Origin of the sequence: Pseudomonas sp. GM102 (assembly GCF_000282555.1) — a bacterium.
Classification (GTDB): Bacteria; Pseudomonadota; Gammaproteobacteria; order Pseudomonadales; family Pseudomonadaceae; genus Aquipseudomonas.
This window is the reverse complement of the sequence record NZ_AKJB01000057.1, coordinates 39,244-55,410: the sequence shown is the minus strand read 5'-3', so window position 1 is coordinate 55,410 and position 16,167 is coordinate 39,244. Positions and strand designations below refer to the sequence as shown.

The window sequence follows — 16,167 nt, the reverse complement described above, 5'->3', positions numbered from 1 at the left end:
TAAGCGCCGACGACCAACTATCATGGCTGAACTCTTAAAGGAGGCGTGTCGTGCCAGCCTTGAGAGCCCTCTTTTATCGCGATGGATTTGCGAATGCCACTGAACGTCAAAAGCCGCCGTAAACGTGGCACCCGGATCATTGTGACTGTTCTGAGCGGGCTACTCCCGGTTTTGCTGGGGTTCGCCATTCTCTATCTGCAGGCTGAACGTACCCTCAAGCAAAGTACTGAACTGACTGGCGAAGAAGCCATTCGCCAATTCGAGTTGATGCTCGACAATACCGCCCAAGCGGCGCAAGAGCTATTGCCGCTGGCCGGCCAAAACTGCAACGACGTCAAACTGGCCCTGCGTGAACAAGTCACCCGCCGGCCGTTCGTGCGCTCGGCCAACCTTGTGTGGGACAACAACCTCTATTGCAGTTCGTTGTTCGGTGAGTATCAGGAAAAGATCAATCCCGGCGACTACACCCAAGGCAAGCTATGGCTCATGAACGGCAATTCGGTTACGCCCGATACCGCGTTGTTGGTGTATCGGCTGAATGAAGGAAACCAGGGCGCGTTGACCACGCTGAACGGTTATCACCTGAGTAACGCGCTGCGCCTGATTGGTAGCAAAACATTATTGTTGCTGCGAGTAGGCCCTGATTGGCTGTCCGCCGACGGCAAAGTCCACAACGATGCCCTGCCCATTTTGCCGGTGGCGCAAAACACGCTGATGTCTGCGCGATATGCCTTTACGGTGGCCGCCGGTTTCCCCGAAGGAGAAACCTGGCGTTACATGCGCAGTGAATACCCGCCGCTGTTCGGTCTGTTGATGTTCTTCGGCGTGGTGTCAGGCTCGATCGGGCATGTCCTGCAGAAGCGTTCGACGTCGCCTAGTCGTGAAATGCAGCGAGCGCTGGAGGCAGCAGAGTTCATTCCGTATTTTCAGCCCGTGGTGCATGGCGACAATAAGCAGTGGTCCGGTGCCGAAGTATTGATGCGCTGGAAACATCCCAAGGAAGGCTTGGTACGCCCTGATCTGTTCATTCCGTTTGCCGAACATTCCGGGCTGATCGTGCCGATGACTCGCTCGTTGATGCAACAAACCGCTGCATTACTGGCCCCCTTGTCGGCATCGTTCGAGGGGCCGTTTCACATTGGCATCAACATCACCGCCAGCCACTGCCGGGATCTGGAGCTGGTCGAGGACTGCCGTGAGTTCCTCAGCGCTTTCGCCCCGGGCAGTATCAACCTGGTGCTGGAGCTGACCGAACGCGAACTCATCGAGCCGACAGACATCACCCTGCAATTGTTCGAACAGCTTCACGGGTTGGGCGTGATGATCGCGACCGATGACTTTGGCACCGGTCACTCAAGCCTGGATTACTTGCGTCAGTTCAATGTGGACTTCCTGAAAATCGACCAGAGCTTTGTCGCCATGATCGGTATCGATGCCCTCTCCCGACACATTCTGGACAGCATCATCGAACTCTCGGCCAAACTCGATCTGGGTATCGTCGCCGAAGGCGTGGAAACCGAGGAGCAAAGTGACTATCTGACCGCCCACGGCGTGAACTTCCTGCAAGGTTATCTGTTCGGCCGACCGATGCCCGGTGCAGACTTCATTAGTGCATTAAGCGATCATTAACTAACCACCTTAAGCACCGAGATCATGATGATACGCACCAAATTGAATCAAAAGACTACTCTTGTTACATGAAGAAAAAGTCAGGATTTACTCTTGGCCAATTAACTACTACAATTTTTCATACCTGTGCAGAACTGGCAGGTGAGTCATTATCACCGAGTCGCTTCAAGGCTCTTGGCTTATAGCTTTGTTTGCGGTTGGTATCAGCCAAACACACTATTGGAGTAAAGATATTGTCCAGACTCGCTGAATTTCGTGCAGCTGAAAAGGCCCTTCAAGAACAGCTCAAGCAGTTGGAATCGCTGAAGAACGATGCCGGGCTCAAGAAAGAAATCGAATTCGAAGAAAAGCTCCAGGGGCTGATGAAAACCTACGGCAAGAGCTTGCGCGACATCATCGCCATCCTCGATCCGAACCCGGCGAAATCCGGCCTGCAGCAGGCAACAGCGCCTAAAACCCGCCGCGCTCGCGTGGTCAAGGTCTATCAGAACCCGCACACCGGTGAACTGATTGAAACCAAGGGTGGCAACCATCGCGGCCTGAAAGCCTGGAAGGAACAATACGGTGCCGCCACCGTTGATTCCTGGCTGCGTGGCTAAGCACTCGCGGTCATAAAAAAGCCCTGCCAATGCAGGGCTTTTTTATGGATGGCGTCTAAATGCAACGATAGTCGCCGATCAACTCGTTACATGCTGATCAACTTTATGCTTAATCCCTTTGGCTATCTAAAAAATGCCGAACACGCAGAAACCTACTGATACGCAAACCTTAAACTAAAGTTTCAAGCTGTTTCGAGCAGCCGCTATGTCGTCCTGACTTGCCTTATAAACCTCTGCCTGCCCCGCATAGGAAAGAACATAGGCCTTATCGGCGTCTACCGCCGCGACCAATGTTTGAGACAGCACATGTCGACCGTTCTGCGTAATCGTGCAGGTAGTTTCCAGCGCCGATAGCCGGCTCAAGGTAGTCGGGTGAATTTTAGTGCAAACGCTCTGATACCCACCCTGAAAAAAGTCCTTTTGCACCGACTTGCGCATTTCCAGCAGCACGCCTTCCAGATTCACCTGGTGACCACTTTCTACCTGAGTCATGGTCAACTCCATCACCATCACCGGTGTACCGTCCTGGTCGTTTTTTACCGCGCGCTGCCGGGAAACCTGTGGGTTGGCCTCGTCTTGCGAGACGACCTCGACGGTCCATCCGTTTGGCCAGGTCACGACCGGAGCCTCTGCATGAGCAGTGGTAACACCTGAAAGCAGACACATCAGGACGAACATCGTTTGACAGAATCGGGTCATTGCAATGAACACTCACGAATTGAGCCGTAAAGTCTGAGCCTCACCCGTCTGTCAGGCAAGCCTGCGGTTTTGGTTTGGCGATGCCAGAGCCCTTGCGTATCATTGTGACCATTCTTGGATTTTCCGGAGGGCCCCATGAGCCTGCACGAACTCAATACATTTCCCGGTGTGACCGCCCAACCCGACACCGCCACCCAGAAGTTCGTCTTCAACCACACCATGCTGCGGGTCAAGGACATCGCCAAGTCCCTGGATTTCTACACCCGCGTCCTGGGTTTCTCGCTGGTGGAGAAACGCGATTTCCCGGAAGCCGAGTTCAGCCTGTATTTCCTGGCGCTGGTCGATAAAAATCAGATCCCGGCCGATGCCGCGGCTCGTACCGAGTGGATGAAGTCGATCCCCGGCATTCTCGAACTGACTCACAACCACGGCACCGAAAACGACGTGGATTTCGCCTATCACAATGGCAACACCGACCCACGCGGCTTTGGCCATATCTGCATTTCGGTGCCGGACATCCGCGCCGCGTGCGAGCGCTTCGAAGCGCTGGGCTGCGATTTCCAGAAACGCCTGAACGACGGTCGCATGAAGAGCCTGGCCTTCATCAAGGACCCGGATGGTTACTGGGTCGAAATCATTCAGCCGGCACCGCTGTAAGCACCACACACAGAAATGATCGTTCCCACGCTCTGCGTGGTAACGCCTCCTGTGACGCTCTGCGTCACGCTTTGGGACGCGGAGCGTCCCGGGCTGCATTCCCACGCAGAGCGTGGGAACGATCAGTGCGAGACACAAAAAAACCCCATGATCACTCATGGGGTTTTGTGTTTTCAGCGTCGGCGTTTATGCAGGCGCCGAGGTGCGGATCAAGTGATCGAATGCGCTCAGGGAAGCCTTGGCGCCCTCGCCCACCGCAATCACGATCTGCTTGTAAGGCACGGTGGTCACGTCACCGGCCGCGAACACGCCGGGCATCGACGTTTCACCGCGGGCATCGACGATGATCTCGCCGCGTGGTGACAGCTCGATGGTGCCTTTGAGCCAATCGGTGTTAGGCAACAGACCGATCTGCACAAAGATCCCTTCCAGCTCGACAGTGCGCAACTCGTCCGACTGACGATCCTTGTAGCGCAGGCCGTTGACCTTTTGGCCATCGCCGGTCACTTCAGTGGTTTGCGCACTGGTGATCACCGTAACGTTCGGCAGGCTGTGCAACTTGCGCTGCAACACCGCATCGGCGCGCAGTTGTACGTCGAACTCCAGCAGGGTCACATGGGACACGATACCAGCCAGGTCGATAGCCGCTTCGACGCCGGAGTTACCGCCACCAATCACTGCCACACGCTTGCCTTTGAACAGCGGACCGTCACAGTGCGGGCAGTACGCCACGCCCTTGTTGCGGTATTGCTGCTCACCGGGAACGTTCATTTCACGCCACCGGGCACCGGTCGCCAAAATCACGGTCTTGGCTTTCAAGGAGGCGCCGCTGGCGAAATGGATTTCGTGCAGTTCGCCATTTTTGCCCGGCACCAGCTTGTCGGCGCGTTGCAGGTTCATGATGTCCACGTCGTACTGCTTGACGTGTTCTTCCAGCGCCACGGCCAGTTTCGGCCCTTCGGTTTCCTGCACGGAGATGAAGTTCTCGATGGCCATGGTGTCGAGCACCTGACCACCAAAACGTTCCGCAGCCACACCGGTGCGAATGCCTTTACGAGCAGCGTAGATTGCCGCCGAAGCACCGGCCGGGCCACCGCCGACGACCAACACGTCAAAAGCTTCTTTGGCGCTGATTTTCTCGGCCTGACGCTCGATGCCACTGGTGTCGATCTTGGCGAGGATCTCTTCCAGGCCCATACGGCCTTGGCCGAAGTTGACGCCGTTCAGGTAAACGCTTGGCACGGCCATGATCTGGCGCTCGTCGACTTCAGCCTGAAACAGCGCGCCATCGATGGCGACGTGGCGGATGTTCGGGTTCAGCACAGCCATCAGGTTCAATGCCTGGACCACGTCCGGGCAGTTCTGGCAGGACAGCGAGAAGTAAGTTTCGAAGTTGAACTCGCCTTTGAGCGATCGTATCTGTTCGATCACTTCAACGCTGGCCTTCGATGGGTGGCCGCCAACTTGCAGCAGAGCCAGCACCAAGGACGTGAATTCGTGGCCCATCGGGATACCGGCGAAACGCAGGCTGATGTCGGCTCCCGGGCGGTTGATCGAGAACGATGGTTTGCGTGCGTCGTCACCGTTGTCGAGCAAAGTAATCTGGGTAGAAAGACTGGCAACGTCTTTGAGTAATGCGAGCATTTCCTGGGATTTCGCACCGTCATCGAGGGATGCAACGATCTCGATCGGCTGGGTGACCCGTTCCAGGTACGATTTCAACTGGGCTTTAAGATTGGCGTCCAACATACGGGCGATTTCCTTTATTCGTGTCGAAAAAAAACGCCCGAGCGAATCTCGCCCGGGCGTTTTTGAGGGCGGTGCAGCTTACTTAGGAGGTGCGGAGTTCCGCCCTGGTGAAGCGCGTCACAGACTTAGATCTTGCCGACCAGGTCCAGGGACGGAGCCAGAGTGGCCTCGCCTTCTTTCCACTTGGCTGGGCAAACCTGGCCCGGGTGAGCAGCAACGTACTGAGCAGCCTTGATTTTGCGCAGCAGCTCGGAAGCGTCACGACCAACACCGCCGTCGTTCAGCTCAACGATTTTGACCTGGCCTTCCGGGTTGATCACGAAGGTGCCACGATCAGCCAAGCCAGCTTCTTCGATCAGCACGTCGAAGTTGCGGGAGATAGCGTGAGTCGGGTCGCCGATCATGGTGTACTGGATTTTGCCGATGGCTGGCGAAGTGTTGTGCCAGGCAGCGTGGGCAAAGTGGGTATCGGTGGAAACGCTGTAGATCTCGACGCCCAGCTTCTGGAACTCGGCGTAGTTGTCAGCCAGGTCTTCCAGTTCGGTCGGGCAGACGAAGGTGAAGTCGGCTGGGTAGAAGAACACGACAGACCACTTGCCTTTCAGGTCAGCGTCCGACACTTTTACGAAGTCGCCATTTTTAAAGGCGTCAGCTTTGAACGGTTTAACTTGGCTGTTGATGATAGGCATCGATGACTCTCCGTCAGGGGGTTAAGAAGTTGATGGGTGAATCCTACCCAGTCGATCGCCGGCTGGCTCATTGGCAAACCTGATGCTGCTGATTGGTTTTCGCTATTAGCCGACAGTATTAATAGAAGAAAACGTGATCTACAGCGCCAATGGCTGTTCAGCGATGCGGGTCATCCCGAGAAACGGGCTGGCTTCAACATAGCGCATGGCGGACTTCATATCCTTCCAGCCCACGTAACTCATCAACGACTTCAAATCCCAACCGCTCTGATGAGCCCAGGTGGCAAATCCACGCCGCAAGGAGTGACTGGTGTAGTGCTCGGCCGCAATGCCGGCGCGCTCCAGGGCCTGGCGCAACAACGGGATCACGCTGTTGGCATGCAAGCCCTCCTCGCTCAAATGGCCCCAGCGGTCGATACCTCGGAACACCGGCCCGCGGACCAACGCGGCGTCAGTGATCCATTGGATATAGGCCTGCACCGGACACAAACGCTGCAAGGCTGGCGTCTGGTACGTCTGACCGAGGTTCTCGCGGTCGCTCTTGCTGCGAGGCAAGTAGAGGGTAATGCCTGAGCCGGCGCTGGCCTGCACATGCTCAATCTGCACGCGACACAATTCATCGCTACGGAAACCGCGCCAAAAGCCCAGCAGAATCAGCGCCGTGTCGCGCCTGGCCCGCAACAATCCCGGTTGATCGCCCTGCACCTTGGCGATTTGCGCTTCCTGCTCCAGCCAGGCCACCACTTGCTCCAGATGCTGAAGCTGCAACGGCTCGGCCTGTTTTTCCTGCGCCGGGTGCAGCGCGCGAATGCCCTTGAACACTTTGCGCACCACGGGTGCCTTGGTGGGATCGGCGAAACCCTGACTGTTGTGCCACTGCGCCAGCGCGGACAAACGTAACTTCAAGGTATTGATCGACAGCACGCCCGCATGAGCCACGAGATAGCGCGCCACGCTGTCACTGGTCGCCGGCAGGAACCCACCCCAACTGACCTCGAAGTGCTCAATGGCCGCGCGATAGCTGCGACGGGTGTTGTCGCGGGTGGCGGCTTGCAGGTAGCGATCCAGATCGGTCATGGGCTCAGTTCTCGAAAATGTACCGCTGTAGCGGGTCAAACCCGGATTACAGCGCATCACACAGGGTAATACCAGTATATCCCGCATGATAAATCTCAAGATTTTAACTTTATTTGTGTCGTGGTACATTACGATTATTAGTGGTACGTACCACAGTATTAAATCGTAGGAGAACACATGGCACGTGGCGGCGTAAACAAGGCACTGGTGCAGGCGGCACGCTTGGCAATCCTCGCCCGGGGCGAACACCCGAGCATCGATGCGGTGCGGATCGAGATGGGCAATACCGGTTCAAAAACCACGATCCATCGCTACCTGAAGGAACTCGATGACGGTGTCGAGCCCGTACAAGCACCTTCCGAGCCTATAGACGATGAGCTGACAAGCCTCGTGTCGCGCCTGGCGCAACGCCTGAAAGAACAGGCGCAAGAGCCCATCGACCAGGCACGCGCGCAGTTCGAGCAACAACGAAAAGAGCTGGAAACCCAACTGCACGAGGCCCGTGAGGCCAATACCGAATTGCACCAGCAATACGAAATTCAAAGCCTGGCGCTGACCCAGGAGTCGGCAGAACTGCAAGACACCCGCTCCATGCTGCAGACCGAGCAAACCCGTAACGCCGGACTGAATCAGGCGCTGGCAGATTTCGAATTACGTTTGCAGGACAAGGATGAGCAGATCCGCTCGCTGGAAGAAAAGCACCTGCACGCCCGTGAGGCGCTGGAACACTACCGCAACGCCGTCAAAGACCAGCGCGAGCAGGAACAGCGCCGTCACGAAGGTCAGGTGCAGCAGATTCAAATGGAATTGCGTCAGGCGCAGCAGAGCGCACTGGTTCGTCAGGATGAAATCACCCAGCTGCATCGTGACAACGAGCGCTTACTGACGGAGAACCGTGGAACACTGCGGGAGTTGAGCCTGTCGCAAGAGCAACTGAAGCACACCAACAGCCGACAGGACCAGCTGCTGGAACAGGTCAACCGTATCGACAGCGAGCGCACCCTCCTCCAGGAACGCTTGCGCATTGCCCTGCTGGAAAGTCAGTCACTCAAGCAGAACATCGACGAGCAGTCGCACATCAACAAAGCGTTGGAAGTTGAACTGATCAAGTTGCAGGCAAGCCTGGATGACAGCGTGCGCCTGGCGGCTGTCGTTGCGACAGCGCCAGACGCATCAGCCTCGCGCAAGGACGATTAACTCGCGACTGGCGTGCGCATGGTGACGAACTCTTCGGCGGCCGTCGGATGCACGCCGATGGTTTCGTCGAAGTCACGTTTGGTCGCGCCTGCCTTCAACGCGATTGCCAGTCCCTGAACGATCTCGCCAGCCTCCGGACCAACCATATGGCAGCCCAGGACCTTGTCGGTCTTGGCGTCCACCACCAGCTTCATCAAGGTGCGTTCCTGGCATTCGGTCAGGGTCAGCTTCATCGGCCGGAAACGGCTTTCGAAGATCACCACATCGTGCCCGGCCTCCCGCGCCTCTTCTTCAGTCAGGCCGACAGTGCCGATGTTCGGCAGGCTGAATACGGCGGTCGGGATCATCTTGTAATCCACCGGGCGATATTGCTCAGGCTTGAACAAACGCCGCGCCACGGCCATGCCTTCGGCCAACGCAACCGGCGTGAGCTGTACCCGACCGATCACATCGCCAAGGGCCAGGATCGATGGCTCTGCGGTTTGATACTGCTCATCGACCTCGACAAAACCTTTCTTGTCGAGTTTGACGCCGGTGTTTTCCAGCCCCAGATTGTCGAGCATCGGACGCCGACCGGTAGCGTAGAACACGCAGTCCGCCTCCAGTACACGACCATCCTTGAGAGTGGCTTTCAGGCTGCCATCGGCTTGCTTTTCGATGCGTTCGATGTCGGCATTGAATTGCAGGTTCATGCCGCGCTTGGTCAGCTCTTCCTGCAGATGCTTGCGCACCGCACCATCGAAGCCACGCAGGAACAGATCACCGCGATACAACAGCGTGGTCTCGGCACCCAGCCCGTGGAAAATCCCGGCAAACTCCACCGCAATGTAACCACCGCCGACCACCAGAACGCGCTTTGGCAACTCTTTAAGGAAGAACGCCTGGTTGGAACTGATCGCGTGCTCGTGCCCCGGAATCTCAGGAATCTGCGGCCAGCCACCGGTAGCGATCAGGATGTTTTTGGCGGTGTAGCGTTTGCCATCGAACTCGACGGTATGCAGATCGACGATTTTCGCGTGGCCTTCATGCAAGGTCACGCCGCTGTTGACCAGCAGATTGCGGTAGATGCCGTTCAGGCGATTGATCTCGCGATCCTTGTTGGCGATCAGCGTCGCCCAGTCGAATTTCGCCTCACCCGGGGTCCAGCCGAAGCCTTGCGACTGCTCGAAGTCTTCGGCGAAGTGCGCGCCATAGACCAGCAATTTTTTTGGCACGCAGCCGACGTTCACACACGTACCGCCCAGATAACGGCTCTCGGCCACGGCGACTTTCGCGCCAAAACCGGCCGCAAACCGCGCAGCCCGCACACCACCGGAACCGGCACCAATCACATATAGGTCAAAATCGTAGGCCATTTCTATCTCCTCGGCAGGCCACCAGCATACCTGCGGGCGGCCTTTGGGCAAGCTTTGCAAACTATGTGGGGCCGGAAAATGAAAAAGCCACCCGAAGGTGGCTTTTCAATACAAGCAGCTCAGGCGCTATCAGTAAGCCTTGCCAGTCTTGTAGAAGTTCTCGAAGCAGAAGTTGGTCGCGTCGATGTAGCCTTCGGCGCCACCGCAGTCGAAACGCTTGCCTTTGAACTTGTAGGCCATGACGCAGCCGTTTTGTGCCTGCTTCATCAGGGCGTCGGTGATCTGGATTTCGCCGCCCTTGCCTGGCTCGGTTTGTTCGATCAGGTCGAAGATGTCCGGGGTCAGGATGTAGCGACCGATGATCGCCAGGTTCGACGGCGCATCTTCAGGCTTTGGTTTTTCAACCATGCTGTGAACGCGGTAGATGTCGTCGCGGATCATCTCACCGGCAATCACGCCGTACTTGTGAGTTTCTTGCGGGTCGACTTCCTGAATGGCTACGATCGAGCAGCGGAACTGCTTGTACAGCTTGACCATCTGGGTCAGTACGCCGTCGCCTTCCAGGTTTACGCACAAGTCATCCGCCAGTACCACGGCGAACGGTTCGTCGCCGATCAGCGGACGACCCGTCAGAATCGCGTGGCCCAGGCCTTTCATTTCGGTCTGGCGAGTGTAGGAGAAGGAGCACTCGTCGAGCAGCTTGCGGATACCGACCAGGTATTTCTCTTTGTCGGTGCCCTTGATCTGGTTTTCCAGCTCGTAGCTGATGTCGAAGTGGTCTTCCAAGGCACGCTTGCCGCGACCAGTGACGATGGAGATTTCGGTCAACCCGGCGTCCAGTGCTTCTTCGACGCCGTACTGGATCAGTGGCTTGTTTACCACCGGCAGCATTTCTTTGGGCATGGCTTTAGTCGCTGGCAGGAAGCGAGTACCGTAACCGGCTGCTGGGAACAAGCATTTCTTGATCATATAAGTCCTTGAAAGGGCTGTGTGTTCGAGTTTCGGCGCAGTCTAATCAGGCGGCGAGCACCTTACAATGCCCCGCACTGGCTAACCGATGCCATCATAGAGAAATATTCTGATAGATAGTTCCGCAGATACATTGCACAACCTCTTATAGATAGCAGAGATCGACAGATCTGCATGACCATCAGCCGAAAGGCAATCTGCCCCACCCTACACCCATCGGCACCCGTTGAGGGCATTTGGCGCTATCATTGTGCAATTGAACCAGCCAACGAGGCAGATAGATGTCGGCAGCAAAAAGCGTTAACGGGTACCTGATCAATCAGGCAAAAGACGGCCAGTGGTGGGTAGACAGCGTCGGCGGCGAAAATATTGCCGGACCGTTCCCTACCGAAGCGTTGGCGATTGAAGTGGCATCGGTGTTGCAGGATCAACCCGCAGGCCCGAAGCGGCGCGGCAAGGACAAGCCTTGAGCTGAGCCTGACATGACGCAGCCCTGCCTTTGCGCAGGGCTTTTTTGTGATTGCCTGCAAAGAAATGGCCATTGGCTATAACCTTTCGATGCCGCCGCGGTCACAGCTTTTAGCCACCATCACTGACGACCACCCGACATGAATAAATTTTTGCTGATTGCAGTCCTGGCCTTGAGCGGCTGCGCCACGTCCGAAACGACTTACCTGAAAAATGGCGAGCAAGGCCTGAGCATCGATTGCTCCGGGGAAGCCAACGCCTGGGCCAGTTGCTACGAAAAAGCCGATGCCTCGTGCGCCGGCACCGGCTATCGAATTGTCGGTACCGACGGCACACCTTCGACCAAGGAAAGCGACAAGACCCTGGGGGCCGACGTCGGGAACTACAAAAACCGCAGCGTGGTGGTGGTCTGCAAGTAGCTCTCCCCCTGTTGAGAAACTTGAGCTACACAAATCCTGTAGGAGCGAGGCTTGCCCGCGAAGAATGTACTGCTTTTTTCAGGTATTACGCGTCATCGTTCTTCGCGGGCAAGCCTCGCTCCTACAGGTTTCTCGCTACCCCTACATGTGGATTTCGGCGAACTTGATCCCGAGCCCGCGCACGGTCTCGATTAAATCGTCGAGGCGACTGAAGGACTCGACTTCATCGTTGTCATCCACCAGGAAAAAACTGCGCCCGGCGCTTTTCTTGAAAAACACGATCCACTCCCCCGGATTTGCCGGGTTCTGAATTACGTGGGTGGCAGAGATATGACCCCCTGCGTGGCGCTCCCGCACCTGCTCTCGCTTCATGCTTGACTCCAGAAATGACAATGCCGTCAAAGCGCGACTTTGACGGCATCGATGCTGACCGGGGTAGTTTATCAGCCGGATATGCACGCGGTGGCGGCATTGCGCACATCCCATGGGCGCAATGGCACATTAGAGATGCGTTCATGCAGCTTGATACTGCTGCCGCCGGAGCGATCTTCGATTTCAAACACCGCTGCCGGGCCCGACGAGAACTTCTGCGGCACGATAACCCGCACGCCTTCCTTATGCGGCTCGACTTGCAGGGCTCCACGGCTATCGGCCAGTTTCTCGACCAGGCACTGCGCGTACTCTTGGGGTTTCTTGCCTGAAATCACGCTCATAGTGGGCAGCGACTCATTGATGTCCGAGACAGTCGCACATCCACCCACTGCCAATGCCAACGGCACGACCAGAACTCCCCACTTCATACAAAACCTCCGATAAAGACCCTCCGACAGCACAAATACTGTTTTTCTCCGAGGCTCATTGCTTTTATCGCTCATAGAATTCCGAATAACTGTTTTTAATTGTCAAAGCGGACCCCGACAGCCGGATAATAACCTGTTCGGGCTGATAAACTGCGCCAATCGCCCATGCTATCGTTTTGATTTTGTAGAAAAAGCCCTTCTGGAGGCGCCTCATGAAATTTATCCACCAGCGCGAGCACCTCAATGAAGACGACATCGTCGTCATCCAGTGCTCCCAAATGTGCAACATCCGCTTGATGAACGACGCCAACTTCCGCAGCTTCAAGAATGGCGGCCGTCATACTTACCACGGCGGCGCATTCGACACCTTCCCGGCTCGCATCACTGCACCGAGCACCGGTTTCTGGAACATCACCATTGACACGGTCAATCGCCGGCCGATCAGCGTGACCCGCAAACCGACCCTGACGCACTCGATCAAAATCATCCGCCGCTCCAGCTCGAAACTGAGCTGAGCCCACACCAAAACAGGCAGGTATGACCGTGGCCCAGACGACCAAATACGTCATCAAATACAAACTCAACGGCGAGCGCCGCTTCGAATTCGCCCAGCTGGAAAACGGCACCGAAGAAGAAGCCAGGGCGGCACTGAATGTTATTCATGGCCAGACTGAAGATGTCATCAGCGAGATCAGCGTGAGCAAAGCGCTGTAAATGCGATCTGGAGCGACAACATGGACGTCTGCTCCCCTTTCGAATTCGACCGCAAGTGCCGGAGTGTCCACTCCCGCAACGCTCACTAAACTGGCCGCCTCGACCTTTTGGTCAAGGAGTCAGAACCCTTGTTTACCGACCCGATTCACCACGACGCCCTCGACTGGGGCGCACTTGTGCAGCAACTCGATCAGGATGGCTGCGCAGTCATCAGGTGGTTTTTAAGCCCTGAGGCCTGCGATGAAATAAGCGCCCTGTACGACCGGCCCGAACCCTTTCGCTCGAAAGTGGTGATGGCTCGCCACGGTTTTGGCCGTGGTGAGTACAAGTACTTCAAGTACCCGTTGCCGGATCCGGTGGCCCGGTTGCGTAGCGCGCTCTACCCTCGACTGGTTCCAATTGCCAATCGCTGGCACGAATCCATGGACCTGCCGACCCGTTTCCCCGAATCCCACGAAGCATTTTTGCAGCGCTGTCATGCCGCCGGTCAGGAACGCCCGACACCTTTGTTGCTGCAATATGGGCCGCAGGACTACAACTGTTTGCATCAGGATCTGTACGGCGAACACGTCTTCCCGCTGCAAGTGGCGATTCTTCTGTCAGAACCGGGGGAAGACTTTACCGGCGGTGAGTTTGTGCTGACTGAACAACGCCCACGGATGCAGTCGCGCCCGCAAGTTATCGATCTGAAGAAAGGCGACGCGTTGATTTTTGCCGTGAATCAGCGCCCGGTAAAAGGCGTTCGCGGCTATTACCGAGTGACCATGCGTCACGGCGTGAGTCGCCTGCACAGTGGAAAACGGCATACCCTTGGAATCATCTTTCACGATGCGCTATGACCCCATGAGCCCGATCAACTTCGATCTGTTTGCCAACACCGAACCCGAGCAACAACCCAGGCGCGAGCAAATCGGCGAACAATCCTACGTTCTCAGAGCCTTCGCCCTGCCTTGGCTCGACCGGTTGCTGCCGGCGCTGGAGTCGGTTCTGGCGGCCGCGCCCTTTCGGCAGATGGTCACGCCCGGCGGCTTTACCATGTCAGTGGCGCTGAGCAGTTGCGGCACCTGGGGCTGGACCACCGACCGCAGCGGCTATCAATACACCCGCAATGATCCGCAGACTGGCAACCCTTGGCCGGAAATGCCCGAGGTGTTTTTCGAGTTGGCGCAAGCGGCGGCGCGAGAGGCAGGGTTTATGGATTTCGTACCGGATTCCTGCCTGATCAACCGCTATATTCCCGGTGCCAGGATGTCGTTGCATCAGGACAAAAACGAAGATTCCTACGCGGCGCCCATTGTTTCGGTGTCCCTGGGATTGCCGGCGACGTTCCTGTTCGGTGGCTTCGAACGAAGCGCCAAGAGCCAGCGAGTGCCGCTGTTGCACGGCGATATCGTGGTGTGGGGCGGCGTGGACCGTTTGCGTTATCACGGCGTGTTGCCGATCAAGGAGGGTTATCACCCGCAGTTGGGCGAACAACGGATCAACTTCACCTTTCGTACCGCGGGATGAAGCCGTTGAATTCAACCGCAAGACCCGGAGTGTGGCGTCTCTGCCGGCTGGTTAATCTGCACGAAACGGGTCAACGGAGATGAAGCCATGACAACTCAATCGACAAAAATCGCCACCGAAAACGATCCTCGCTGGGCTGCCGTGGTAGCGCGCGATCCCCGCGCCGACGGGCAGTTTGTGTATGCGGTGAAAACCACCGGCATCTACTGCCGTCCCAGCAGCCTGGCGCGTTTGCCGAAGCCGCAGAATGTCGAATTCTTCGACACCGCCGAGCAAGCCCAGGCGGCGGGTTATCGCCCCAGCAAACGGGCCGCGAAGGATCAAAGCGACGTCGCCGCACAGCACGCCACAACCGTGGCCGCCGCATGCCGTCACATCGAATCCGCCGAGACGCTACCGGCGTTGAATGAACTGGCGGACGCTGCCGGCCTGAGCAGTTTCCACTTCCATCGCGTGTTCAAGGCCATCACCGGCCTGACGCCCAAGGGTTACGCCACTGCCCATCGTTCACGCAAGGTTCGCGAACGCCTGGCAGACGGCGGCACGGTCACCGATGCGCTGTATGACGCCGGATTCAACTCCAACAGCCGTTTCTATGAGGCCGCCGATCAACTGCTGGGCATGAAACCTGGCGATTACCGTGCGGCCGGGCAGAACAACGACATTCGTTTTGCCGTCGGCCAGTGTTCTCTGGGAGCGATTCTGGTGGCGCAAAGTGAGCGCGGCGTCTGCGCGATTCTGCTGGGGGACGACCCGCATCAATTGGTCTGTGACCTGCAGGACAAGTTTCGGCGCGCCAACCTGATTGGTGCCGATCATGAATTCGAGCAGTTGATTGCCAAGGTCGTCGGCTTTATCGAAGCTCCGGCCCTCGGCCTGGACTTGCCACTGGACGTACGCGGCACGGCGTTTCAGGAGCGGGTGTGGCAAGCCCTGCGGGAGATTCCCGCCGGCAGCACCGCCAGTTATGCCGATATCGCTCAGCGCATCGGCGCGCCCAAAGCAGTACGCGCCGTGGCTCAGGCCTGCGGCGCGAACAGCCTGGCGGTGGCGATCCCTTGCCATCGCGTGGTGCGCAGCGACGGCAACCTGTCGGGCTATCGCTGGGGCGTGGAGCGCAAGCGTCAGTTGCTGGAACGCGAAAACGCGGCTGAGTCCTGAATGCCGATGTAGACCGCCACGGACTCCGGACCGGTGTAGACCTCGAAGTCCGTGGCGAACTTGCGGCGAACCTGCGGGTTATCCTCGAAATAAGCCCAGATCAGGCCCCACGTCTGAATGACGCTGTCGGGCATCGGCCCTTTGGCGCTAAACACCAGGTAATCGCCGCCCTCAACCTGAATCTGCGCAAAGTCCTCGGAGGGTGCGGTGACCGCTGCACCCGCAGTTACATCGAAGTGGCCCGAAGCGTCGGACTCGTAGTTGGAATAGACGCCGTACATAAAGGAATCCGGCTGTTTATGGGCGATCTTGTCGAAAACGTCCTCAACGAAGAATTGTTCCCACATAGGGCCGATACGCGCGGTATCTGGCTGCTGTTCTGCGGCATTAAGGGTTCGAACCTGCAACCCAGAGACGCTAAAGGGCAGCACTTCACGCAGCTTTACATCCATTGTCGCTATTTCCTTGTTTCTACA

At 57.1% G+C, this 16,167-nt stretch carries 20 protein-coding genes; 11 read left to right on the top strand and 9 right to left on the bottom strand.

Features of this window, described 5'->3' with window-relative positions:
- The first annotated feature begins 93 nt into the window (after window positions 1-93).
- Both PMI18_RS16325 and PMI18_RS16330 read left to right on the top strand, forming a co-directional pair.
- Entirely contained in the window at window positions 94-1,629 is a 1,536-nt protein-coding gene (locus PMI18_RS16325; protein ID WP_007900054.1) for an EAL domain-containing protein, read from the top strand.
- Between the two features lie 233 nt (window positions 1,630-1,862).
- Window positions 1,863-2,228: a histone-like nucleoid-structuring protein, MvaT/MvaU family gene (locus tag PMI18_RS16330; protein ID WP_007900052.1), complete on the top strand. Its 366-nt coding sequence runs from the start codon at window positions 1,863-1,865 to the stop codon at window positions 2,226-2,228.
- Window positions 2,229-2,402: 174 nt separating this feature from the next.
- Here the strand turns inward: PMI18_RS16330 and PMI18_RS16335 are convergent, their stop codons facing one another.
- Window positions 2,403-2,906, bottom strand: a complete 504-nt coding sequence (locus PMI18_RS16335; RefSeq protein WP_443200869.1) for a DUF4946 domain-containing protein — start codon at window positions 2,904-2,906, stop codon at window positions 2,403-2,405.
- Window positions 2,907-3,062: 156 nt separating this feature from the next.
- On the opposite strand from PMI18_RS16335, the gene gloA reads away from it, so the two are divergent.
- The gene (gloA, locus tag PMI18_RS16340; protein ID WP_007900049.1) at window positions 3,063-3,584 is read left to right on the top strand and encodes a lactoylglutathione lyase; all 522 of its coding nucleotides are present in this window, start codon (window positions 3,063-3,065) and stop codon (window positions 3,582-3,584) included.
- Between the two features lie 186 nt (window positions 3,585-3,770).
- Here gloA and ahpF read toward each other — a convergent pair whose 3' ends face one another.
- The 3 genes from ahpF to PMI18_RS16355 form a co-directional block, all read right to left on the bottom strand.
- On the bottom strand, window positions 3,771-5,333 hold the full coding sequence (ahpF, locus tag PMI18_RS16345; RefSeq protein ID WP_007900048.1) for an alkyl hydroperoxide reductase subunit F: 1,563 nt from the start codon (window positions 5,331-5,333) through the stop codon (window positions 3,771-3,773).
- A gap of 125 nt (window positions 5,334-5,458) precedes the next feature.
- On the bottom strand, window positions 5,459-6,022 hold the full coding sequence (ahpC, locus tag PMI18_RS16350) for an alkyl hydroperoxide reductase subunit C (RefSeq protein WP_007900047.1): 564 nt from the start codon (window positions 6,020-6,022) through the stop codon (window positions 5,459-5,461).
- Window positions 6,023-6,160: 138 nt separating this feature from the next.
- Window positions 6,161-7,099, bottom strand: coding sequence for a site-specific integrase (locus tag PMI18_RS16355; RefSeq protein WP_007900046.1), 939 nt, complete (start codon window positions 7,097-7,099; stop codon window positions 6,161-6,163).
- A 177-nt stretch (window positions 7,100-7,276) separates the two neighbouring features.
- Here PMI18_RS16355 and PMI18_RS16360 point away from each other — a divergent pair, with 177 nt between their 5' ends.
- Window positions 7,277-8,296, top strand: coding sequence for a DNA-binding protein (locus PMI18_RS16360; protein WP_007900045.1), 1,020 nt, complete (start codon window positions 7,277-7,279; stop codon window positions 8,294-8,296).
- On the opposite strand, the gene gorA is transcribed toward PMI18_RS16360, so the two are convergent.
- Together gorA and galU are read right to left on the bottom strand one after the other, a co-directional pair.
- The gene (gene gorA / locus PMI18_RS16365; protein WP_007900041.1) at window positions 8,293-9,651 is read right to left on the bottom strand and encodes a glutathione-disulfide reductase; all 1,359 of its coding nucleotides are present in this window, start codon (window positions 9,649-9,651) and stop codon (window positions 8,293-8,295) included. The genes PMI18_RS16360 and gorA overlap by 4 nt on opposite strands.
- A 129-nt stretch (window positions 9,652-9,780) precedes the next feature.
- A complete protein-coding gene (galU, locus tag PMI18_RS16370; protein ID WP_007900040.1) occupies window positions 9,781-10,620 on the bottom strand; it encodes a UTP--glucose-1-phosphate uridylyltransferase GalU in 840 nt (279 codons plus the stop codon).
- A gap of 281 nt (window positions 10,621-10,901) precedes the next feature.
- Between galU and PMI18_RS16375 the strand changes: the two genes are divergently transcribed.
- Together PMI18_RS16375 and PMI18_RS16380 are read left to right on the top strand one after the other, a co-directional pair.
- Window positions 10,902-11,090: a hypothetical protein gene (locus PMI18_RS16375; RefSeq protein WP_007900038.1), complete on the top strand. Its 189-nt coding sequence runs from the start codon at window positions 10,902-10,904 to the stop codon at window positions 11,088-11,090.
- Between the two features lie 138 nt (window positions 11,091-11,228).
- Complete coding sequence (locus PMI18_RS16380) at window positions 11,229-11,507, top strand: hypothetical protein (RefSeq protein ID WP_007900037.1); 279 nt, start codon at window positions 11,229-11,231, stop codon at window positions 11,505-11,507.
- Window positions 11,508-11,648: 141 nt separating this feature from the next.
- On the opposite strand, the gene PMI18_RS16385 is transcribed toward PMI18_RS16380, so the two are convergent.
- A complete protein-coding gene (locus tag PMI18_RS16385) occupies window positions 11,649-11,879 on the bottom strand; it encodes a hypothetical protein (RefSeq protein ID WP_007900036.1) in 231 nt (76 codons plus the stop codon).
- 71 nt (window positions 11,880-11,950) lie between these two features.
- The gene (locus PMI18_RS16390; protein WP_007900034.1) at window positions 11,951-12,307 is read right to left on the bottom strand and encodes a hypothetical protein; all 357 of its coding nucleotides are present in this window, start codon (window positions 12,305-12,307) and stop codon (window positions 11,951-11,953) included.
- Window positions 12,308-12,519: 212 nt separating this feature from the next.
- Between PMI18_RS16390 and PMI18_RS16395 the strand changes: the two genes are divergently transcribed.
- From PMI18_RS16395 to ada, 5 genes are all read left to right on the top strand, one after another.
- Window positions 12,520-12,822 carry a DUF1883 domain-containing protein gene (locus PMI18_RS16395; RefSeq protein WP_007900033.1) on the top strand — a complete coding sequence of 101 codons (303 nt, stop codon included), beginning with the start codon at window positions 12,520-12,522 and terminating at the stop codon, window positions 12,820-12,822.
- A 28-nt stretch (window positions 12,823-12,850) separates the two neighbouring features.
- Window positions 12,851-13,021 carry a hypothetical protein gene (locus tag PMI18_RS31170; RefSeq protein ID WP_162131372.1) on the top strand — a complete coding sequence of 57 codons (171 nt, stop codon included), beginning with the start codon at window positions 12,851-12,853 and terminating at the stop codon, window positions 13,019-13,021.
- 128 nt (window positions 13,022-13,149) lie between these two features.
- Window positions 13,150-13,860 carry a 2OG-Fe(II) oxygenase gene (locus PMI18_RS16400; protein WP_007900031.1) on the top strand — a complete coding sequence of 237 codons (711 nt, stop codon included), beginning with the start codon at window positions 13,150-13,152 and terminating at the stop codon, window positions 13,858-13,860.
- Complete coding sequence (gene alkB / locus PMI18_RS16405; protein WP_007900030.1) at window positions 13,850-14,530, top strand: DNA oxidative demethylase AlkB; 681 nt, start codon at window positions 13,850-13,852, stop codon at window positions 14,528-14,530. The genes PMI18_RS16400 and alkB overlap by 11 nt, the downstream gene beginning before the upstream one ends.
- Window positions 14,531-14,617: 87 nt before the next feature.
- Complete coding sequence (gene ada / locus PMI18_RS16410; protein ID WP_007900029.1) at window positions 14,618-15,691, top strand: bifunctional DNA-binding transcriptional regulator/O6-methylguanine-DNA methyltransferase Ada; 1,074 nt, start codon at window positions 14,618-14,620, stop codon at window positions 15,689-15,691.
- Here ada and PMI18_RS16415 read toward each other — a convergent pair.
- Window positions 15,655-16,143, bottom strand: coding sequence for a GyrI-like domain-containing protein (locus PMI18_RS16415; protein WP_007900025.1), 489 nt, complete (start codon window positions 16,141-16,143; stop codon window positions 15,655-15,657). The genes ada and PMI18_RS16415 overlap by 37 nt on opposite strands.
- Window positions 16,144-16,167 lie beyond the last annotated feature (24 nt).